The organism is Oceanicella sp. SM1341 (assembly GCF_003448965.1).
In the GTDB taxonomy this organism is placed as follows: Bacteria; Pseudomonadota; Alphaproteobacteria; order Rhodobacterales; family Rhodobacteraceae; genus Paroceanicella.
The window spans coordinates 163,270-181,489 of sequence record NZ_QRGC01000009.1; the positions used below are offsets into that span (position 1 = coordinate 163,270).

The 18,220-nt window shown below is 71.1% G+C and carries 13 protein-coding genes; 4 read left to right on the forward strand and 9 right to left on the reverse strand.

Annotation, left to right across the window (positions count from 1 at the left end; translation table 11 throughout):
• Positions 1–60: 60 nt before the first annotated feature.
• Positions 61–1,452: a GntP family permease gene (locus tag D3P35_RS10905; RefSeq protein ID WP_232830456.1), complete on the forward strand. Its 1,392-nt coding sequence runs from the start codon at positions 61–63 to the stop codon at positions 1,450–1,452.
• Between the two features lie 175 nt (positions 1,453–1,627).
• On the forward strand, positions 1,628–3,436 hold the full coding sequence (nhaA, locus tag D3P35_RS10910; RefSeq protein WP_118134756.1) for a Na+/H+ antiporter NhaA: 1,809 nt from the start codon (positions 1,628–1,630) through the stop codon (positions 3,434–3,436).
• An 88-nt stretch (positions 3,437–3,524) separates the two neighbouring features.
• Here the strand turns inward: nhaA and D3P35_RS10915 are convergent, their stop codons facing one another.
• Genes D3P35_RS10915 through D3P35_RS10925 form a run of 3 tightly spaced genes read right to left on the reverse strand, consistent with a single transcriptional unit; the run spans position 3,525 to position 6,063 of the window.
• Complete coding sequence (locus D3P35_RS10915) at positions 3,525–4,307, reverse strand: MetQ/NlpA family ABC transporter substrate-binding protein (RefSeq protein WP_118134757.1); 783 nt, start codon at positions 4,305–4,307, stop codon at positions 3,525–3,527.
• A gap of 21 nt (positions 4,308–4,328) precedes the next feature.
• Positions 4,329–5,003 carry a methionine ABC transporter permease gene (locus D3P35_RS10920; RefSeq protein WP_118134758.1) on the reverse strand — a complete coding sequence of 225 codons (675 nt, stop codon included), beginning with the start codon at positions 5,001–5,003 and terminating at the stop codon, positions 4,329–4,331.
• Positions 4,993–6,063, reverse strand: a complete 1,071-nt coding sequence (locus D3P35_RS10925; RefSeq protein ID WP_370030957.1) for a methionine ABC transporter ATP-binding protein — start codon at positions 6,061–6,063, stop codon at positions 4,993–4,995. Before D3P35_RS10925 ends, D3P35_RS10920 begins: the two co-directional genes overlap by 11 nt.
• Positions 6,064–6,879: 816 nt before the next feature.
• On the opposite strand from D3P35_RS10925, the gene D3P35_RS10930 reads away from it, so the two are divergent.
• Positions 6,880–8,079: an MFS transporter gene (locus tag D3P35_RS10930; RefSeq protein ID WP_118134760.1), complete on the forward strand. Its 1,200-nt coding sequence runs from the start codon at positions 6,880–6,882 to the stop codon at positions 8,077–8,079.
• A 6-nt stretch (positions 8,080–8,085) separates the two neighbouring features.
• On the opposite strand, the gene D3P35_RS10935 is transcribed toward D3P35_RS10930, so the two are convergent.
• The 6 genes from D3P35_RS10935 to D3P35_RS26115 all read right to left on the reverse strand — a co-directional run bounded on the left by D3P35_RS10935 (position 8,086) and on the right by D3P35_RS26115 (position 16,187).
• On the reverse strand, positions 8,086–9,759 hold the full coding sequence (locus tag D3P35_RS10935) for a dihydroxyacetone kinase family protein (RefSeq protein ID WP_118134761.1): 1,674 nt from the start codon (positions 9,757–9,759) through the stop codon (positions 8,086–8,088).
• Positions 9,760–10,137: 378 nt separating this feature from the next.
• Positions 10,138–11,196, reverse strand: a complete 1,059-nt coding sequence (locus D3P35_RS10940; RefSeq protein WP_118134762.1) for an ABC transporter ATP-binding protein — start codon at positions 11,194–11,196, stop codon at positions 10,138–10,140.
• Between the two features lie 4 nt (positions 11,197–11,200).
• Positions 11,201–12,454, reverse strand: coding sequence for a carbohydrate ABC transporter permease (locus D3P35_RS10945; protein WP_232830457.1), 1,254 nt, complete (start codon positions 12,452–12,454; stop codon positions 11,201–11,203).
• A gap of 1 nt (position 12,455) precedes the next feature.
• A complete protein-coding gene (locus D3P35_RS10950) occupies positions 12,456–13,745 on the reverse strand; it encodes a carbohydrate ABC transporter permease (protein WP_118134764.1) in 1,290 nt (429 codons plus the stop codon).
• A gap of 11 nt (positions 13,746–13,756) precedes the next feature.
• Positions 13,757–15,103 (reverse strand): extracellular solute-binding protein, encoded by a 1,347-nt coding sequence (locus tag D3P35_RS10955; RefSeq protein WP_118134765.1) that lies wholly within the window; start codon positions 15,101–15,103, stop codon positions 13,757–13,759.
• A 34-nt stretch (positions 15,104–15,137) separates the two neighbouring features.
• Positions 15,138–16,187 carry a LacI family DNA-binding transcriptional regulator gene (locus D3P35_RS26115; RefSeq protein WP_198670564.1) on the reverse strand — a complete coding sequence of 350 codons (1,050 nt, stop codon included), beginning with the start codon at positions 16,185–16,187 and terminating at the stop codon, positions 15,138–15,140.
• A gap of 172 nt (positions 16,188–16,359) precedes the next feature.
• Here D3P35_RS26115 and D3P35_RS10970 point away from each other — a divergent pair, with 172 nt between their 5' ends.
• Complete coding sequence (locus D3P35_RS10970) at positions 16,360–18,117, forward strand: alpha-amylase family glycosyl hydrolase (protein ID WP_198670565.1); 1,758 nt, start codon at positions 16,360–16,362, stop codon at positions 18,115–18,117.
• The last annotated feature ends 103 nt before the right edge of the window (positions 18,118–18,220 follow it).

The window sequence follows — 18,220 nt, forward strand, 5'->3', positions numbered from 1 at the left end:
GACTAGGGTTCCCCGGACGAACCGTCGCGGCGCGGCGGAGAAACCTGGGGGGAAACCACGATGGATCTGGGGCTCGTCGGCATATTACTGTCGCTGTGTCTGCTCATGTATCTCGCGTATCGCGGGATCAACGTTCTCATTCTCGCACCGCTGCTGGCGCTGCTCGCGGCGCTGCTGAGCGGCGGCACGCCGCTGCTGGGCACCTACACGCAGGTGTTCATGGCCGCACTCGGCGGCTACGTGATCAAGTATTTCCCGCTGTTCCTGCTCGGCGCCATCTTCGGCAAGCTGATGGCCGACAGCGGCTCGGCGCGGGCGATCGCGGAATGGATCGTCTCGCGGCTCGGCGGCCAGCACGCGATGACCGCGGTGGTGCTGAGCTGCGGCGTGCTCACCTATGGCGGCGTGTCGCTCTTCGTGGTGGCCTTCGCGGTCTACCCGATCGCGAACGAGCTGTGCCGGCGCGCCGACATTCCCAAGCGGCTGATCCCGGCGGCCATCGCCCTCGGCTCCTTCACCTTCACCATGACCGCGCTGCCCGGCACCCCGGCCATCCAGAACGCCATTCCCATGCCCTATTTCGGCACCACGCCCTTCGCGGCGCCGATCCTGGGCACGCTGGCGGGGCTGATCATGTTCTTCGGCGGCACCTTCTGGCTCAACCGCCGCGCCGCGGCGGCGGCGGCGAAGGGCGAGGGCTACGGCCAGCACGAGGCCGTGGCCGCCGACGCGCCCGACCGCGACGCCACCGACCATCCGCCCGCCTTCGCCATCGCCATCGCGCCGGCGGTGAGCGTGATCGTGCTCAACGCGCTCTTCACCTACGTGATCATCCCCTGGATGGACACTTCCTACCTCGCCGAGGAGCAGTACGGCGCCACCGACATCTCCTCCGTGCGCGGCATCTGGGCGATCATCGCGGCCCTCGTTCTCTCCATCGTGCTGCTGGTGGCGCTCAACTACCGCCGCCTGCCGCGGCTGAAGGACAGCATCAACTCCGGCACCATGGGCTCGCTCCTGCCGGTGTTCAACACCGCCTCCGAGGTGGGCTACGGGGCCACCATCGCCGCCCTGCCGGCCTTCGCACTGGTGCGCGACGCGGTGCTGGGCGTGTCCTCGAACCCGCTGGTCTCGGTCGCGGTCTCGACCAACGTGCTCGCCGGCATCACCGGCTCGGCCTCGGGCGGCATGTCCATCGCGCTGGAGACGCTGGGCGCGCAGTTCATGGAACTGGCCCAGCAGCAGGGCATCGACCCCGGGCTGATGCACCGGGTGGCAGCACTCTCCTCCGGCGGGTTCGACGCGCTGCCGCACAACGGCGCAGTGATCACCCTGCTCGCCATCACCGGGCTGAACCACAAGCAGTCCTACGGCGACATCTTCGTGGTGGCGGTGATGATCCCGGTGGTCGCCACCATCGCGGTGATCCTGCTCGGCTCGCTGGCGCTCTGACCTGCGGTGAGGGCAGGGCGGGGCTGCAAACTCGGCCCTGCCCTTCCCCGGCGCGCGGGTGTAGACCGGCTCAGGCGCGGCTCGCCGCCCCGGCGGGCCGTCCTATCTGCCGGGATGACTGCCCGGACGGCCGGCCCCCGCAGCCGGCCGACGACCCTCAGAAAGCGAGCCCCACGTGTCGAGACATCTCAAAGACCCCCTGGACCCCGAGCGCGATTTCCTCGTCGGCACGCCCGGGGCCGGGGCGGAGCTGGTGTGGTACGTCGACTACACCTTCCGCCACGCCGACCGCGGACGCGCGGTGATCCTCAAGGCCATGGAACACCTGGGCGAGCATGACGCCGTGATCGCCATCCGCCAGAACCCCTCGGGCGCGCGCATGCCCGAGAGCGACCTCGCCGCCCGCGCCGCCGTGGCCGCCGGCCTGCAGGGCCGCTTCCTCGACATGCACCAGGCGCTCACCAGCCACCACGGCGCCTTCGACCGCGCGGCGATGTGCGGGATCGCGGCCGAACTGGGGCTCGACACGGCCCGGTTCGAGGCCGATCTCGACTCCGGGGAGGTGGGCGCGCGCATCGCCGAGGACCGTGCCTCCGCCACGCGGGGCGGAGCGGCCATGACGCCGCTGCTGTTCATCGACAACCGTCTCTACCTCGGCGCCTGGGACGAGGTGGAGCTCATCGAGGCGGTGAAACGCCCGCTCGGCCTGCGGGTGCGCCTCGCGGCGGATGATTTCTTCCACTGGGCGGCCTCGGCGGGGCTGGTGCTGCTGGTCGCCACGCTCGCGGCGCTGGTGGTGGCCAACATCGGCTACCACGAGCTCTACGAGCGGGTGCGCGACACGGATTTCGGCTTCACCTGGGGCGAGGCCGGCTTCGCCCTGCCGCTGGAGCAGTGGATCAACGACGGGCTGATGGCGGTGTTCTTCCTGATCGTGGGCATCGAGATCAAGCGCGAGCTGGTGGACGGCGAGCTGTCCGACCCCGCGCGCGCCGCCCTGCCGATCATCGGCGCCATCGGCGGCATGGCGGCCCCCGCGCTCATCTACACCGCCTTCAACATCGGCACCGAGACCGCGCATGGCTGGGGCATTCCCATGGCCACCGACATCGCCTTCACCCTCGGGCTGATGGCGCTGCTGGGCCGGCATGTGCCCACCTCGCTGAAGATCTTCGTCTCGGCGCTGGCCATCGCCGACGATCTCGGCGCCATCCTGGTGATCGCGGCCTTCTACGGCGACGGGCTGGAGCCCACGCCGCTGGTGGGTGCGGCACTGGTGCTGGCGGTGATGGCGCTGATGAACCGCACGCGGGTCTATGCCCGCACGCCCTACCTCATCCTCGGCGTGCTGCTCTGGGGCTTCGTGCATGCCTCGGGCCTGCACGCCACGCTCGCGGGCGTGCTCACCGCCGTGGCCATCCCCTCGCGGCGCAGCGGAAACCTGCACGGCGTCGCGGCGCAGACCGCCGCGGTGTTCGAGGCCGAGCTCGACGACCGCGAGGAGGAGCGCCCCACCGTCCGCGACGGCACGCTCTCCATCCTGCAGAACGCGCTGGAGCGGCTGCGCGAGCCGGGCGTGCACCTGCAGCGCGCGCTGGAGAGCTGGTCGAACTTCCTCATCCTGCCGCTCTTCGCCTTCTTCAACACCGGCATCGCGGTGGGCAGTGCCAGCTTCTCGGTCTCCTCGCCGGAGGTGCTGGGCGTGGTCGGCGGCCTTGCCATCGGCAAGCCGCTGGGCATCTTCACCGTGTGCTGGGTGTCGGTGAAGCTGGGCATCACCCGGCTCTCGCCCGACATCCGCTGGTCGCAGATGCTGGGGGCGGGCTGCCTCGCGGGCGTGGGCTTCACCATGTCGATCTTCATCGCCTCCGCCGCCTTCTCGGGCGAGGAGCTGGAGGGGGTGAAGCTTGCCATCCTGCTCGCCTCCACCGCCTCGGCGCTCGTCGGCATGGGCATCCTCTGGGCGGTGCGCCGGCGCGGCTGAGGCGCGACCGGGGCCCCGCCACCCGGACAGGAAAACGCCGCGCCCGGGGGCTCCGGGCGCGGCGTCTCTCGTTCCGGGGATCGGCGTCTTACCAGCTGGTGACGACGGCGCCCTCGTATTTCTCCTCGATGAACTGCTTCACCGCGTCGGAGTGGTAGGCGTTGATCAGCGTCGGCAGCCAGGGGGCGTCCTGCTCGTCGGAGCGCACGGCGATCACGTTCACGTAGGGGCTGTCCTTGGGCTCCTGCGCGATGGAATCGACACCCGGCTTAAGCCCGGCCTCCATGGCGTAGTTGGTGTTGATCACCGTCGCGTCCACGTCCTGCAGCGAGCGGGGCAGCTGGGCGGCGTCGAGCTCGAGGAAGTCGATGTTCTTCGGGTTCTCGGTCACGTCGAGCGGCGAGGCGGCGAGGCCGGCCGCGTCATCCACGCCGATGTAGCCCAGGCTCTCGAGCAGCAGCAGCGCGCGGCCGCCGTTGGTGGGGTCGTTGGGGATGGCGATGGAGCCGCCCTCGGGCAGGTCGTCGAGCGAGGTAAGCTGCTCGGAGTAGACGCCCATCGGGTAGTTCACCGTGGTGGCGACGGAGACGAGGTCGAAGCCCCGGTCGCGCACCTGGTTGTCGAGGTAGGGCTGGTGCTGGAAGGAGTTCGCGTCGAGGTCGCCGTCGGCCAGGGCCTGGTTGGGCACCACGTAGTCGGAGAACTCCATGATCTCGATCTCGAGACCTTCCTTCGCGGCCTCCTCGGCCACCTTCTCCATGATGGCGGCATGCGGCCCGGGGGTGACGCCCACCTTGATGGTCTCGGCGGAGGCGGCGCCGGCGATGAGGCCGAAACCGGCCGCCAGCGCGGCGAATTTCAGTGCGGACATGTCTGCTTCCTTCCTTGGAGGTCAGCGGCCCCGGTTCTTCGGGGCCTTCTTGTCGAAACGGCGTGCCAGCATCTCGCCCGCGGTCTGCACGAGCTGGACGAGCACGATGAGGATGAGCACCACGGCGGCCATCACCTCGGGCATGAAGCGCTGGTAGCCGTAGCGGATGCCGAGGTCGCCCAGCCCCTTGCCGCCCACCGCGCCGACCATGGCAGAATAGCCGATCAGGCTCACGATGGTGAGGGTGATGCCCAGCGTGATGCCGGGCAGCGCCTCGGGCACCAGCACCTTGCGCACGATCTGGATCGGGGTGGCGCCCATGGCGCGCGCGGCCTCGATGAGCCCGCTGTCGACCTCGCGCACCGCGTTCTCGATCAGCCGCGCCACGAAGGGGATGGTGGCGACCGTCAGCGGCACGATGGCGGCATTGGTGCCGATCGAGGTGCCGGTGACGAACCGGGTGAAGGGGATGATCGCCACCACGAGGATGATGAAGGGCGTGGAGCGCGTGGCGTTCACGATGAGCCCCAGCACGGCGTTGGCCGCGGGGGCGGCCATCAGCTCGCCCCGGCGCGACACCGCGAGGAAGATGCCCAGCGGCGCCCCGATCAGCGTGCCGATCAGCGTGGAGATCGCGACCATGTAGAGCGTCTGGAGGGTGGCCTCCATCAGCAGGTTGATCAGGTTAGCGGACATGGCCCAGAACCTCCGTCCTCAATCCGTGGTCGTGCAGGAAGGCGCGCGCGGTGGCGAGCCGCTCCGGCTCCGCGTCGAGCGAGACGATCAGGCTGCCGAAGGGCCGCTCGCCGATCTCCTCTACCGCGCCGGCGAGGATGTTCACCTCGAGCCCCATGGCGGTGCCGAGGCGCGCCAGCATCGGGTCTGTCGCGTGGCTGCCGGTGAAGGTCACCTGCAGCACGGTCTGCAGCCCCGGGGCGTAGTCCGGCACCATGCGCTCGGCGAGGAAGCGCGGCATCACCACCCCGGTCACGCCCTTGAGGAACGAGCGCGTGGTGGGGTGGGAGGGCGCGGAGAACACCGCGTAGGTCTCGCCCTGCTCGACGATGCGCCCGGCCTCGATCACCGCCACGTGGGAGCCGATGTCGCGCACCACGCCCATCTCGTGGGTGATGAGCAGGATGGTGAGGCCCAGCTCGCCGTTGATGCGCTTGAGCAGGTCGAGCACCTGGCGGGTGGTCTCGGGGTCGAGCGCGGAGGTCGCCTCGTCGGAGAGCAGCACCTTGGGCCGAGTGGCCAGCGCCCGGGCGATGCCCACGCGCTGCTTCTGCCCGCCGGAGAGCTCGGCCGGGTAGCGGTTGGCCTGCGCCTCGAGCCCGACGAGCTCGATCAGCTCGTTCACCCGGGGGCGGATCTCGGCGGCGGGCACGCCGGCGATCTCCAGCGGCAGGGCGATGTTGCCGAAGGTGGTGCGGGTGGCGAGCAGGTTGAAGTGCTGGAAGATCATCCCCACCGAGCGGCGGATCTCGCGCAGCTCGGCGGTGCCGGCGGCGCCCACGTCATGGCCGTTCACGATCACCTGGCCGGCGGTGGGGCGCTCGAGCCCGTTGACCATGCGCAGCAGGGTCGACTTGCCGGCGCCCGAGCGGCCGATGATGCCGGAGATGGCGGCGCGCGGCACGTCGAGGTCGATGCCCTCGAGCGCCGTCACCGGCCTGTCCTTGCCCTTCTGGGCGAAACTCTTGCCGACACCGCGGAACGAGATCGCCGCCTGGTCGGACATGTTCTGTGCTTGCATGGGCTGCACGGTCCTGTTCCGGTGCTCCAGGTCTCCCGAAGCGCTGTGATCACTGGGCGACGGGCGGGCCTGGCGTGCCTCTGCCGGGGCGGAGCGGGGCACCCGTCGCAATCGGCGGTGGATACGCGCCCTACACCCGCTGTGCAAGTGCGAAGGCGTGCTCCGGCGTGCCCCGGGGAGCGGGAGGCCTCGCCCCGGAGGGGCGGTTTCAGTTGCCCCGGAGGGCCGGTTTCAATTGCCCCGGGTGGGCGGTTTCTCCACCCCGGAGGGGCGATTTCAGTTGCCCCAGAGGCCGTTCCAATGGCCCCGGAGGAGCGGCTCTTGTGCCTCCGGAGGGGCGGTTCGCATGCCCCGCGGGGCGGTGGAGGCGACCGGGCGAGCCTGCGGAGCCCGCGGCGCGGAGAGGCGATGCCGCCCCGGCTCGCGGCGGATCTGCCCGCAGGGCGGCCGGTTTCGCTCCCGTCACCCGGCGCTCACCACGCGCGGTGGCGAAGCATGGTCGCAAGAATGGGGGCGGCGGGCTGCCATCCGGGCGGCGGCGCTGCGGAGCGGGCGTGCGGCCGGAGCCGCCTGCTGGCGTTGCGCTGCAACATCGCCTGTCGATCCGCCCTTGCCAAGGGTGTTTCGCGCTGGCTATGAAAAGAGTGTGCCCGCACCCGTGGCGCCGTGTCGCGGCGCCGGTGCGGGGCCCTTGCCCGACCGCCGGCCGCACGCGCTGCCTCCGGCCGGGCTTCCCGCCCTCTCCCCGCGCCGCGCCGCGCAGGACACCGACCCAGCCACCCGTGCCGCCCCCCGGCGCCGGGAAAGGACCAGCCCATGTCTCAGCAGCCCGGTCTCACCCGCAGCCTCTCGCTCACCATGGCGACGGCCTGCGGGCTCATCGCCGCCAACATCTACTATGCCCAGCCGCTGATCGGGCTGATTGCCGGCTCGCTCGGCATCTCCACCGCCCATGCCGGGCTGATCGTGACCATGTGCCAGGCGGGCTACGGGCTGGGACTGCTGTTCCTCGTGCCGCTCGCCGACCTCGCGGAGAACCGCCGGTTGATCCTGGGCGTGCTGGCGCTCGGCATCGCGAGCTCGGTGGGGGTGGCGCTGTCGCAGAGCGCGGGGCCCTTCCTGTTCTTCTGCCTCGCGCTCGGGCTGGGCTCGGTCTCGGTGCAGATGCTGGTGCCGCTCACCGCGCATCTGGCGAGCGAGGAGGCCCGCGGCCGCGAGGTGGGCAAGGTGATGAGCGGGCTGCTGCTCGGGATCATGCTGGCCCGGCCGGCCGCGAGCCTGGTCACCGAGATCGCCGGCTGGCGCATGGTCTTCGTGCTCTCGGCCCTGGCGATGACGGCGATGGGCGTGGCGCTGTGGCGCCGGCTGCCGGTGCACCGGCCGGAGCGGGTGACCGGCTATTTCGGCCTGCTGCGCTCCATGGCCGGGCTGGTGCGCGCGCATCCGGTGCTGCGCCAGCGTGCCGTCGGGCAGGCGATGATGTTCGGCTCCTTCTCGCTGTTCTGGACCACGACACCGCTGCTGCTCGCCGGCCCCGACTACGGGCTGAGCCAGGCCGGCATCGCGCTCTTCGCCTTCGCGGGGGTGGCGGGGGCGGTGGCCGCACCGCTCGCCGGCGGCTGGGCCGACCGCGGCCTCGGGCGCGGCGGCGCGCTGGCCGCGATGGCGCTGGCGGTGATCGCCTATGTGCTGAGCCATGTCGGCGCGCCGGGCAGTGCGCTGGGGCTGGGCATGCTGGTGCTCGCCGGCATCGTGCTCGACTTCGGGGTGCAGGCGAACCTCGTGTTCAGCCAGCGCGAGATCTACGGGCTCGCCCCCCGGGCGCGCGGGCGGCTGAACGGGCTGTTCATGGCCACGTTCTTCATCGGCGGCGCCGTGGGCTCGGGGCTCGGTGCCTTCGTGTTCAGCCACTGGGGCTGGGGCCCGACATCGGCCCTCGGTCTCGCCGCGCCGGCCCTCGCCTTCGTGCTGCGCCTGCGGGCGCGGGAGACGGAGGCGGTGCCGGCGGCGGGCTGAGGCCTCTCAGCCGCCGAGCCGGGCGGCCAGCGCCTCCAGCCACAGCGCCACGGCCTCGGCGCCGGGGTCCTTGTGGCCCTTCGCGCGGTCGCCGAGGTAGGAGGAACGGCCCAGCCGGGCCTGCATGTCCGCGGTGCGCTCGGCGCCCTCGCGCGCGGCGCGGGCCACGGCGGGCAGGCCCTCGCCGGCCAGCGCCGCCTCGCGGGCGGGGGCGAGGGCGTCGACCATGGTGCGGTCGCCCGGGCGCGCGCCGCCGAGCCCGGTGAGCGCGTCCACGCCTGCCGCGAAGGCCTCGGCCCAGGCGTCGGGGCGGCGCTCCAGCGTGTTGGCCGCGGCGGTGCACAGGATGGCATAGAGCGGGCCGGAGGTGCCGCCGATGGCGCGGCGCACCAGCGCGCCGCAGCGGGCGAGGGCAGCGCCCGGCGGCAGGGCGGCGAGGGCTCCGGCCTCGGCCCTTACCGCCTCCGCCGCGGCGGCCAGCGAGCGGCCGATGTCGCCGTCGCCCACCGCCTGGTCCATGCGGGTGAGCTCGGGCTCGGCCGTGAGCAGCGCCTCGCAGATGGCGGTGAGGCCGGCTTCGAAACGCGGGCCGGCGGCTTCGCCTTCGGCCTTCGCCCCGGCCTCCGGCGCTTGCGGGGCGGCGATGCGGTGCGGGGCGGAGGGGGCGGCGATCAGCGCCTGCCGGGGCCAGGCCGGGGCCTCCACCGGCAGGTCGAGTGCGGCCTCGGTGCCCGCGTCGCAGCGCAGCAGGGTGAGCGAGACGCCGGCCATCTCGATGGCGGTGAGGAAGGTGCCGCACCAGGCGCGCACCACCTCGAAGCCGCCTGCCGTGAGGATCTGCAGCGCGTCGCGGGCCACGATGGCCTGTTCCATCGGCGGAGTGGCGCCGAGGTTGTTGACCAGGAGTGCCAGACGCGTGCCGGGGGTGAAGCCGCGGTCGGCGATGATGCGGTCGATCAGGGTTTCGACCAGCGCGCGGGCCGGGCGCAGGGGCACGCGCTCCACCCCCGGCTCGCCGTGGATGCCGAGGCCGAGCTCGATCTCGTTCTCGCCGAGCTCGAAGTTCGGGCTGCCGGCGGCGGGCACGGTGCAGGGGGTGAGGGCGACGCCCATGGTCGCCATGCCCTCCACCGCGGCCTCGGCCAGCGCCTTCACCTCGGCCAGCGGCAGGCCCGCCTCGGCCGCGGCGCCGGCCACCTTGTGCACCAGCACGGTGCCGGCGATGCCGCGGCGCCCGGCGGTGTGCTCGGCCGCCCCCAGGGCCGCGTCGTCGGTCACGATCACCATCTCCACCGCGATGCCCTCGGAGCGGGCGATCTCGGCGGCGAGGCCGAAGTTCAGCCGGTCGCCGGTGTAGTTCTTCACAATGAGCAGCACGCCCGCGGGTCCGGCCACGGCGCGGATGGCGGTGAGCACCGCGTCGGTGCCCGGCGAGGCGAAGACATCGCCCGAGACCGCCGCCGTGAGCATGCCCCGCCCCACGTAGCCCGCATGCGCCGGCTCGTGCCCCGCGCCGCCGCCGGTGACCAGCGCCACCTTGCCCTCGGTTCGGAAGGCCTCCGCGTCGGCGCGCAGCACCGTGGTCTCGCCGCCCAGCAGCGCGAGGTTGGGGTTCAGCGCCACGAGGCCGGAGAGGGCTTCGGGCACGATGCGGGGGATGTCGTTGACGAGTTTCTTCATCGGGTGTCCTCTCGGGCCGGCCGGCGCGCCGGCGCGCGCTTTCGGGGGGCCAGCTAGCGCGATTGCGCGCCGCGGAAAGGATGCGGAAAGGATGGGGAAGCAGGGCGGGCGCCCCCCGGGGAGGGGAGCGCCCGGAAACACCCGGCCGTGTCGCGGCCGCGGGGGCCTGCGCACCGGGGGGGAGCACCGCCCCGGCACGCCCGCGGCGTGACACGGCCCCGGTCGCGGCACGCCGCCGCGACCAGTCTTGAGAATCGCGGCAAGCGGCCGCGACCAGTCGTGAGGATCGCGGCACGCAGCCGCGACCATCCGTAACGATCGCGGTGGCAGCCGCGATCATGCTTGCGGGCGGCGGCAGGGGCCGCGGCCGTGCCGGTGTCAGTCGGCCCAGAGGGCCTGGCCCTCGGCGTCGAAGAACATCGTGCGGGCGGCATCGAAGGCGAGGCCCACCTTGTCGCCCGGGCGCAGCTCGGTGTCGCCGACATGGCGCACGTTGAGCACGCCGAGCGCACCGCAGTCGACGAAGAGCATCACGTCGGCGCCGAGATACTCGGCCACCTCCACAGTGCCGGTGCACTGGCCCTCGCCGGGCGCGACGAGCTCGATATGCTCCGGGCGGATGCCGAGCTGCGTGGCGGCCGCGGCATGCGCGGGCGCCGCCCCGCCGCCGTGGCCCTCCAGCGTGTAGGCCGCGCCGGAGACCGCGCAGGGGAAGACATTCATCTTCGGGCTGCCGATGAACTGGGCGACGAAGAGGTTGTCGGGCCGCTCGTAGAGGGTGCGCGGGCTGCCCACCTGCTCGATCTTCCCGGCCGAGAGCACCACGATCTTGTCGGCCAGGGTCATCGCCTCGACCTGGTCATGGGTGACGTAGATCATCGTGGCGCCGAGGTCGCGGTGCAGCTTGGCGATCTCGAAGCGCATCTCCACGCGCAGCGAGGCGTCGAGGTTGGACAGCGGCTCGTCGAAGAGGAAGGCCGCCGGCTCGCGCACGATGGAGCGGCCGATGGCCACGCGCTGGCGCTGGCCGCCGGAGAGGTCCTTGGGCCGGCGGTCGAGCATGGGCTCGAGCTTGAGCACCTTCGCGGCCTCGTCCACCTTGGCGGCGATCTCGGCCTTCGGCGCGCCCGCGGTCTTCAGCCCGAAGCCCATGTTGTCGCGCACGGTCATGTGCGGGTAGAGCGCGTAGCTCTGGAACACCATGGCAAGGCCGCGGCCCGAGGGCGGCTCGGCGGTCACGTCGCGCCCGTCGATGCGGATGTGGCCGCGGCTCACCTCCTCCAGCCCCGAGATCAGGCGCAGCAGGGTGGACTTCCCGCAGCCGGAGGGGCCGACGAAGATCACGAACTCGCCGTCGGCGATCTCGAGATCGACGCCCTTGATGACCTGGGCCGCGCCGAACCACTTCTCGACGGCTTCCAGACGGATGGCTCCCATTTTCTTATCCTTTTACCGCGCCTGCCGAGAGGCCCTGCACCATGAAGCGTTCCAGCCAGACGAAGATCACCATGATCGGCACCGTGGCGATCACCGCGCCGGCCATCATCAGCTCGCGCGGCAGCTCCGAGGAGTTGAGCGAGGCCACGCCGCGGGGCAGCGTGAAGATGCCGGGGTCGTCGAGGAACATGAAGGCGAAGAGGAACTCGTTCCAGGCGATCATGAAGACGTAGAGGCTCACCGAGGCGAGCGCGGGCAGGCTGAGCGGCATGGTGATCCTGGCGATCACCCCGAGCCGCGACAGCCCGTCCATGAGGCCGGCCTCCTCCATCTCCGCGGGCAGGCCGCGGAAGTAGCCCTGCAGCATGTAGAGCGCCACGGGGATGGTGGTGGCCGGGTAGACGATGAGCAGGCCGACGAGCGTGTTGCGCAGCTCGAGCTGGCTGAACACCGTGTAGAGCGGCAGCACCAGCACGATGGCCGGCACCATGTAGATGAGCAGGATCGAGCGCGCGAAGGCCTCGCGCCCGCGAAAGCGCAGCCGCGCCACCGCGTAGGCGCCGGGCACCGAGATCAGCAGCGTGAGGAACACGGTGGAGAGCGACACGATGCCCGAGTTCAGCAGGTAGGTGCCGAAGTTGAACCTGGTGAACAGCTCGGTGTAGCTCGAGAAGATGTCGGCCCGGGTGATGTCGATGGAGAAGTCGAGCGGGTTGGCCAGCAGCGCGGCCTGCGACTTCAGGCTGGTCATCACCATCACGTAGAAGGGCAGGGCCACGAAGACGCTGAACACGATGTAGCCCGCACCCTTGGCGATGCGGATGATCAGCCGCTCGAAATCGTAGCGGCGCAGGCGGCCGGGCACGGCATCTCCGAGGCACATCCACAGCGACTGGCCGGTGAGCCCGGCGAACAGCAGCAGAGCGATCCCCTGCCACACCGCGCCCTCGGCGGGCGCGAGACCGAAGGGCGCGCCGAAGGAGGCGGCCACGAGCACGATGAGCGCGGCGGCCATGGCGCCCCAGCGCCGGGCGCGGCCGGAGAGCACCAGCAGCGCCGCGGCGCCGCCGAGCCCGGCGAGCATGCCGGCGAGCAGCGGCGGCCGCGCCGGCAGGCCGGTGACGAGCGCCAGCGTGACGCCGATCACCGCCATCCACAGGAAGCCGAAGATCACCCCGGCGAGCACCGCGGCCGTGGTGCCCGAGGCAAGGCCGAAGCCGCCGCGGGAGATCATGGAACGGGAGGAAGAAGCGGTCATCTCAGCCCTCCTTCGGCGAGAAGCGGAAGAACACCAGCGAGAAGGCCAGCAGCACGAGGAACACCACCACGGCCACCGCGGCGCCGGCGCCGATGTTGGAGAGGCCGATCGCCTGTTCGTAGACGTTCACGGTGAGGGTGCGGGTGCCCGCCGCCCCGCCGGTGAGCAGGAAGATGTCGTCGAACTTGTTGAAGGTCCAGATGAAGCGCATCAGGAACAGCGTGGCCAGGATGGCGGCGAGCTGGGGCAGCGACAGGTACCAGAACTGCTGGAAGGGGGTCGCGCCGTCGATCTCGGCGGCCTCGTACATGTCGGTGTTGATCGATTGCATGCGGGCGAGGATGAACAGGAAGGACAGCGGGAAGTAGCGCCAGGCCTCGAACACCACCACGGTGGTGAGCGCCATCGGCATCTCGATGGTGTAGCCGAGGATCGACACCGAGCCCATCGAGGTCTGGCCGAGGAAGTTGATCGGCCCGTCGGAGGCGCCGATCTGCTGCAGGATGGCGTTCATCGCGCCCGAGTTGGGGTCGAGCAGCGTCACCCAAGTGTAGGCCACCGCGATCACCGGGGCCACGTAGGGAAACAGGAACAGCCCGCGCAGGAAGGCCCGGCCCTTGAAGGGCTGGTTGAGCAGCATGGCGGCGAAGAGGCCGAGCACCAGCGCGCCCCCGGTGCCGAAGATCGTGTAGGAGATCGAGGTCCAGAGCACGGTCCAGAACTCGTCGGCGTCGAACACCTTCACGAAGTTCGCGGCGGTGAAGGTGAAGTTGGTGAGCGGGTTCTCGCCCGAGCCGGTGATGCGCGGCTCCGAGCCCTCGAGCAGGCTCTCGGGGTCGTCCACGGCGCTGTCGGGCACGAAGACGGCTTCGAGGCGCACGCGGTCGCGCGGCTCCATGTCGCCGATCTCGCAGGTGAATTCGGTGGCCTCCACCGCGCAGCGCTCATCCGCGACGGTGGCGGTGAAGCCCTCGGGGATGGTGTCGGAGAACACCACGTCCCGCAGCGGCAGGTTGGGCGAGGAGTTGCGGGCGGTGTAGACCACCTCCACCTCTTCGCCGGCGGCCACGGCGTCGCCGCGCACGCGCTCGTTGATGGTGGGCTCGGGCGGGCGGAGGTCCGCCAGCTCGACGGGCTTGGCGCTGATCCAGAAATTGGCGATCAGCGGCAGCAGCACCATCAGCGCCACGATGGCGAAGGTGGGCGCGAGGAAGGCCCAGGCCAGGCGCGCTTCGCGCCTGGCAAGCGGGCCCGCCCCCTTCGGCGGGCCTTTGTGTGCTGACTTGGTCATCCCGGTCGGTCTCAGAGGCCCGAGATGCCGTCGTTGATCTGCTCGACGGCGGTGTCCACGTCGATCTCGCCGTCGATGTAGCGGCGGGTGACCTGGTTGATGACGCCCGAGTTGATGATCTTCGAGGCGGTGGCGAGCTCACCCTCCTCGACACCCCAGCGCTTGGCGGTGTCCAGGCCGTCGACCAGCTCGTCGATCACCTCCTGGGGGTAGAGCTCGCCCAGCGGCGCGCGGCGGTCGACGCCCACGGGCAGCTTCGACCACTCCTCGACGAACTTCTCCGGCTCGTCCTCGGTGCCGCGACGCACCGGGAACTGGCCCTCCGGGCCCACGGAGAGGGTCTGGGCATAGCCCTCGGACATCGCGTATTCGATGAACTCCTGCGCCACGTCGGAATTCGCCGAGGTGGAGACGACGAAGTACTTCAGCTCCGCCCAGGTGGCGCCGTCGGGGTTGGACGGGCCGGAGAGCGTGGTCACGATGCCGGTCTTGTCGGCCAGCTCGCGGGAGGTGGGGTCGTCGTTGATGGTGGGGGGCGCGCTGTCACGCAGGCCGGCCAGCTCGTCGAGGATGTAGGGCGACCACAGGATCATCGCCGCCTTGCCGGCGAAGTAGAGCTCGCGCGACTGCATCCAGTAGAGATCGCCCGCCGGCGAGGCATCGGCGAGCACCTTGTAGAACTCGAGCCCCTCCTTGAGCTTCTCGGGGTCGAAGCCCACCGAGCCGTCTTCCCTGATCGGCGTCGCGCCATTGGCGAGCAGCACGTGCTCCAGCGCCTGGTTCATCGAGTTCTCGTCGATCTTGGTGGCGGCGACGAAACCGTACATCTCGGGCGGGTTGTTGAGCGCCTCGATCGCCGCCTCGATGTTGGCGTAGCTGTTGGGCGCCTCCAGGCCGTTCTCCTCGAACAGGTCCTTGCGGTAGACGATCATCTGCGTCCAGCCGTCAACCGGCACGGCGGCATAGTCGCCGTCCACGTCGGTGGTGGCGAGGGCGCCGGGGGCGAAGGTGTCGGCGCCCAGGTCCTCGACGATCTCGGTATCGGCGTCGATGTCCAGGATGCCGGCCTCGGCCCAGGGCTGCACGTATTGCAGGGTGGTGTAGATCACGTCCGGCAGGTCGTTGGCGGCGAAGGCGGCGGTGGCGCGCTTGCCCAGGTCGCTCTCGGTGACGGGGATGATCTCGACGGTGTTGCCGGTGGCCTCGGCGTAGGCGTCCACGAGGGCCTGCTGCTTGGCGAGGCGCTCGGGCTGCTCTTCGGTGGTCCAGAACCGGATCTGGTCAGCCAGCGCCGCGTTGCTCGTCAGCGCGCAGGCGGCGACGAACAGGGGCAGGCGAATTGGGCGGAACAAGGTCATCTCTCTTCCTCTCCTGTGGTGTTTTGGTTCGAATTCACGCGGCAGGACGCTTCAGCCGCTCGGCCAGGGCCTCGGGCGAAAGCACGGGCGCCCCGAGGGTGGCCCGCTCAACGAAAGTCGCCGGCCGCAGGCGCTGCAGCAGCGCGGCCGTGGTGCCCTGCAGGAGGGCGATCAGCATCTCGGCGGTCCAGGCGCCGGCGTTGCGGGCATCCTGCGAGAAGGTGCTGAGCGGAGGCTGGTGGAAGGCGGCGAACTGCACGTCGCCGTAGCCGATCACGCTCACCTCCTCGCCCGGGCGCAGGCCGGCATCGCGCAGCGCGTGCATCACGCCGAAGGCCAGCACGTCGAGCCCGCAGAGGATGGCGGTGGGCGGCTCGGGCAGGGCGAGCAGGCCGCGCGCGGCCTCCGCCCCGTCGGCCGAGTCGAGCCCGGCCTCGATCACCAGCGAGGTGTCGAGCCCCGCGGCCTGTGCCGCCTCCTCGAAGGCCTCGCGCTGCAGGCGGGCGAAGTTCACCTCCGTCGGCGCGCAGACGAAGCCGATGCGCCGGTGGCCGAGGGCCGTGGCGCGGCGCACCGCCTCGCGCATCGCCGGGCCGCAGTCGATGTCGAGCCAGGCGAAATCCTCCGGGCTGCGGGTGCGCCCGTAGCACACGAAGGGAAAGCGCGTGCGGTTGAGGAAGGCCACGCGGGGGTCGTCGGCCAGGGTGCGGGTGAGGATCAGCCCGTCCACCTTGCGCCCGGCGATCAGCCGCTCGTAGGTGGGCTGCCAGTCCTGCCCGGAGGGCGAGCTTGCCACCAGCAGGTCGAGCCCGCGCTGCTCCAGCACCGCCGTGGCGCCGCGCAGGAACTGCACGAGGAACGGGCTGGAGATGTCCAGCTCGTCGCCCGGCAGCACGATGCCCACCGTGTCGAGCCGGCCGCGCTTGAGGTTCCGCGCCGCACTCGAGGCGGTGTAGCCCAGCGAGAGCGCGGTGCGGGTCACCCGCTCGCGGGTGTCCTCGGAAATGTCGGGATAGCCGTTGAGGGCCCGCGAGACGGTGCTCTTCGCGAGGTTCAGTTCACGGGCGATCTGGTCGATCGTCACGTTTCTCCGATGCGTCGCGATGGGAGCCTCCTCTTGGTGGTTTTCCCCGCGATCTGTGCCGCGGCCTCTTGATGGCGGGAACAATAGTTTGACAGTATGGGGCGTCAACGAAACTTTCCGAAACCGTATCCGGGAGTTTCGGAACCTGACAGCGCAAGAGGAGAGAACGCCCGTGAATGCCCATGGCAGCGACACGCCCGACAGCACGAAAACCGGCGGGGAAACCCCGGTAAGACAGCGGCTTGAGGCCCTTCTGGCCACCATCTACCCGGCCGGCGAAACCGCCTGGCTGATGGGCGAGCTGGAGAGCCGGCTGAGCCGCGGCGACGGGCAGGCCGAGCGCCCGGTTCCGAAACCCATCGACGAGGCGGACGTGGTGCTGATCACCTACGGCGATTCGATCCTGGCCCCCGGCGCGGCCCCGCTCACCGCGCTGAAGACCTTCCTCGAGGGGCCGGCGGGCGGGCTGTTCAGCGCCGTGCACGTGCTGCCCTTCTACCCCTGGACCTCCGATGACGGCTTCTCCGTGACCGATTACCGCGCGGTGGACGAGAAGCTCGGCACCTGGGCCGAGATCGCCGAGCTCGCCGAGCATCACGACCTGATGGCCGACGCGGTGGTGAACCACATCTCGGCCGAGAGCGCCTGGTTCGAGGCCTTCCGCGAGTGCCGCGAACCTTACGTGGAGTACTTCCTCACCCGTGACCCGGCGGAGGACCTCTCCGCCGTCACCCGCCCGCGCGCGACGCCGCTGCTCACCCCGGTGGAGACCGCGCAGGGCGTGAAGCATGTCTGGACCACCTTCAGCGCCGACCAGGTGGACCTCAACTACGCCAGCCCGAAGGTGTTCCTCGAGGTGGCGGACCTGATGCTGTTCTACGTCGAGCAGGGCGCGCGGCTGATCCGGCTCGACGCCATCGGCTTCATCTGGAAGGAGCCGGGCACCACCTGCATGCACCTGCCCCAGGCGCATGGCATCATCCAGGCCATCCGGATGATCCTCGACCATGTCACCCCCGGCACGATCCTGATCACCGAGACCAACGTGCCGCATGCCGACAACATCTCCTATTTCGGCGACGGCACGAACGAGGCCCACATGGTCTACCAGTTCCCGCTGCCGCCGCTGGTGCTGCACGCCTTCCTCAACGGCGACGGCACCAAGCTGAAGAGCTGGCTCGCGGCGCTGGAGCCGGCGCCGGGCGACGCGACCTTCTTCAACTTCCTCTCCTCGCATGACGGCGTGGGCCTGCGCCCGGTGGAGGGGCTGCTGGAGAAGGCGGAGATCGACGCCATGGTGGCGCATGTGCGCGCGGTCGGCGGCCAGGTCTCGATGCGCTCGACGCCCGCGGGCGAGAGCCCCTACGAGCTCAACACCACCTATCTCGACGGGCTCTCCCGCCCGGGCGACAGCGATGCGGTGATCGCGGCGCGGATGATGGCGGCGCAGAGCATCCTCGTGGCGCTGGCCGGGGTGCCGGCGATCTACGTGCACTCGCTGCTTGGCTCGCGCAACGATCTCGAGGGGCTGGCCCGCACCGGCCGGGCGCGCTCGATCAACCGCGCCAAGATCGACATGCCGGGGCTGGAGGCCGACCTCGCCCGGCCCGACAGCCTGCGCAGCCTGGTGCTGGAGGGCCACCGCGCGCTGCTCGCCAACCGCCGCGCCCTCTCCGCCTTCCACCCCAAGGCGGCGCAGCAGGTGCTGCCCGCCGCCCCGGGCGTCTTCGCGCTGCTGCGCGGCGAGGGGGCGGAGGCGGTCTGCGCGCTGGTGAACCTCACCGACGCTCCGCAGGAGGTCGAGGTGCCGCAGGCGGGCGCCCCCTTCACCGCGATGCTCGACCCCGTCGCCCCCGGCGCGCCGGAGCCGCTCACGGAGACGGTGCTCACCCTGCCGCCCTACGCGGTGCGCTGGCTCACCGCCGGCTGAAGTCGCGCCGGCCGGTCGCCGCCTGCGGCCGGCCATGCGCCGCGGGGCCCGGGGGCTCCGGTCGATCCGCGCGGCCGCGCCCGGGCGCGGGTCGCGGCGGGGC

Bases quoted from the DNA above. Each gene is read 5' to 3' on its own strand.
- D3P35_RS10955 (WP_118134765.1), bottom strand. From the start codon at position 15,103: ATGACCTTGTTCCGCCCAATTCGCCTGCCCCTGTTCGTCGCCGCCTGC.
- D3P35_RS10915 (WP_118134757.1), bottom strand. From the start codon at position 4,307: ATGTCCGCACTGAAATTCGCCGCGCTGGCGGCCGGTTTCGGCCTCATC.
- D3P35_RS10945 (WP_232830457.1), bottom strand. From the start codon at position 12,454: ATGACCGCTTCTTCCTCCCGTTCCATGATCTCCCGCGGCGGCTTCGGC.
- D3P35_RS10950 (WP_118134764.1), bottom strand. From the start codon at position 13,745: ATGACCAAGTCAGCACACAAAGGCCCGCCGAAGGGGGCGGGCCCGCTT.
- D3P35_RS10905 (WP_232830456.1), top strand. From the start codon at position 61: ATGGATCTGGGGCTCGTCGGCATATTACTGTCGCTGTGTCTGCTCATG.
- D3P35_RS10920 (WP_118134758.1), bottom strand. From the start codon at position 5,003: ATGTCCGCTAACCTGATCAACCTGCTGATGGAGGCCACCCTCCAGACG.
- D3P35_RS10925 (WP_370030957.1), bottom strand. From the start codon at position 6,063: ATGCAAGCACAGAACATGTCCGACCAGGCGGCGATCTCGTTCCGCGGT.
- D3P35_RS10930 (WP_118134760.1), top strand. From the start codon at position 6,880: ATGTCTCAGCAGCCCGGTCTCACCCGCAGCCTCTCGCTCACCATGGCG.
- D3P35_RS10940 (WP_118134762.1), bottom strand. From the start codon at position 11,196: ATGGGAGCCATCCGTCTGGAAGCCGTCGAGAAGTGGTTCGGCGCGGCC.
- D3P35_RS10935 (WP_118134761.1), bottom strand. From the start codon at position 9,759: ATGAAGAAACTCGTCAACGACATCCCCCGCATCGTGCCCGAAGCCCTC.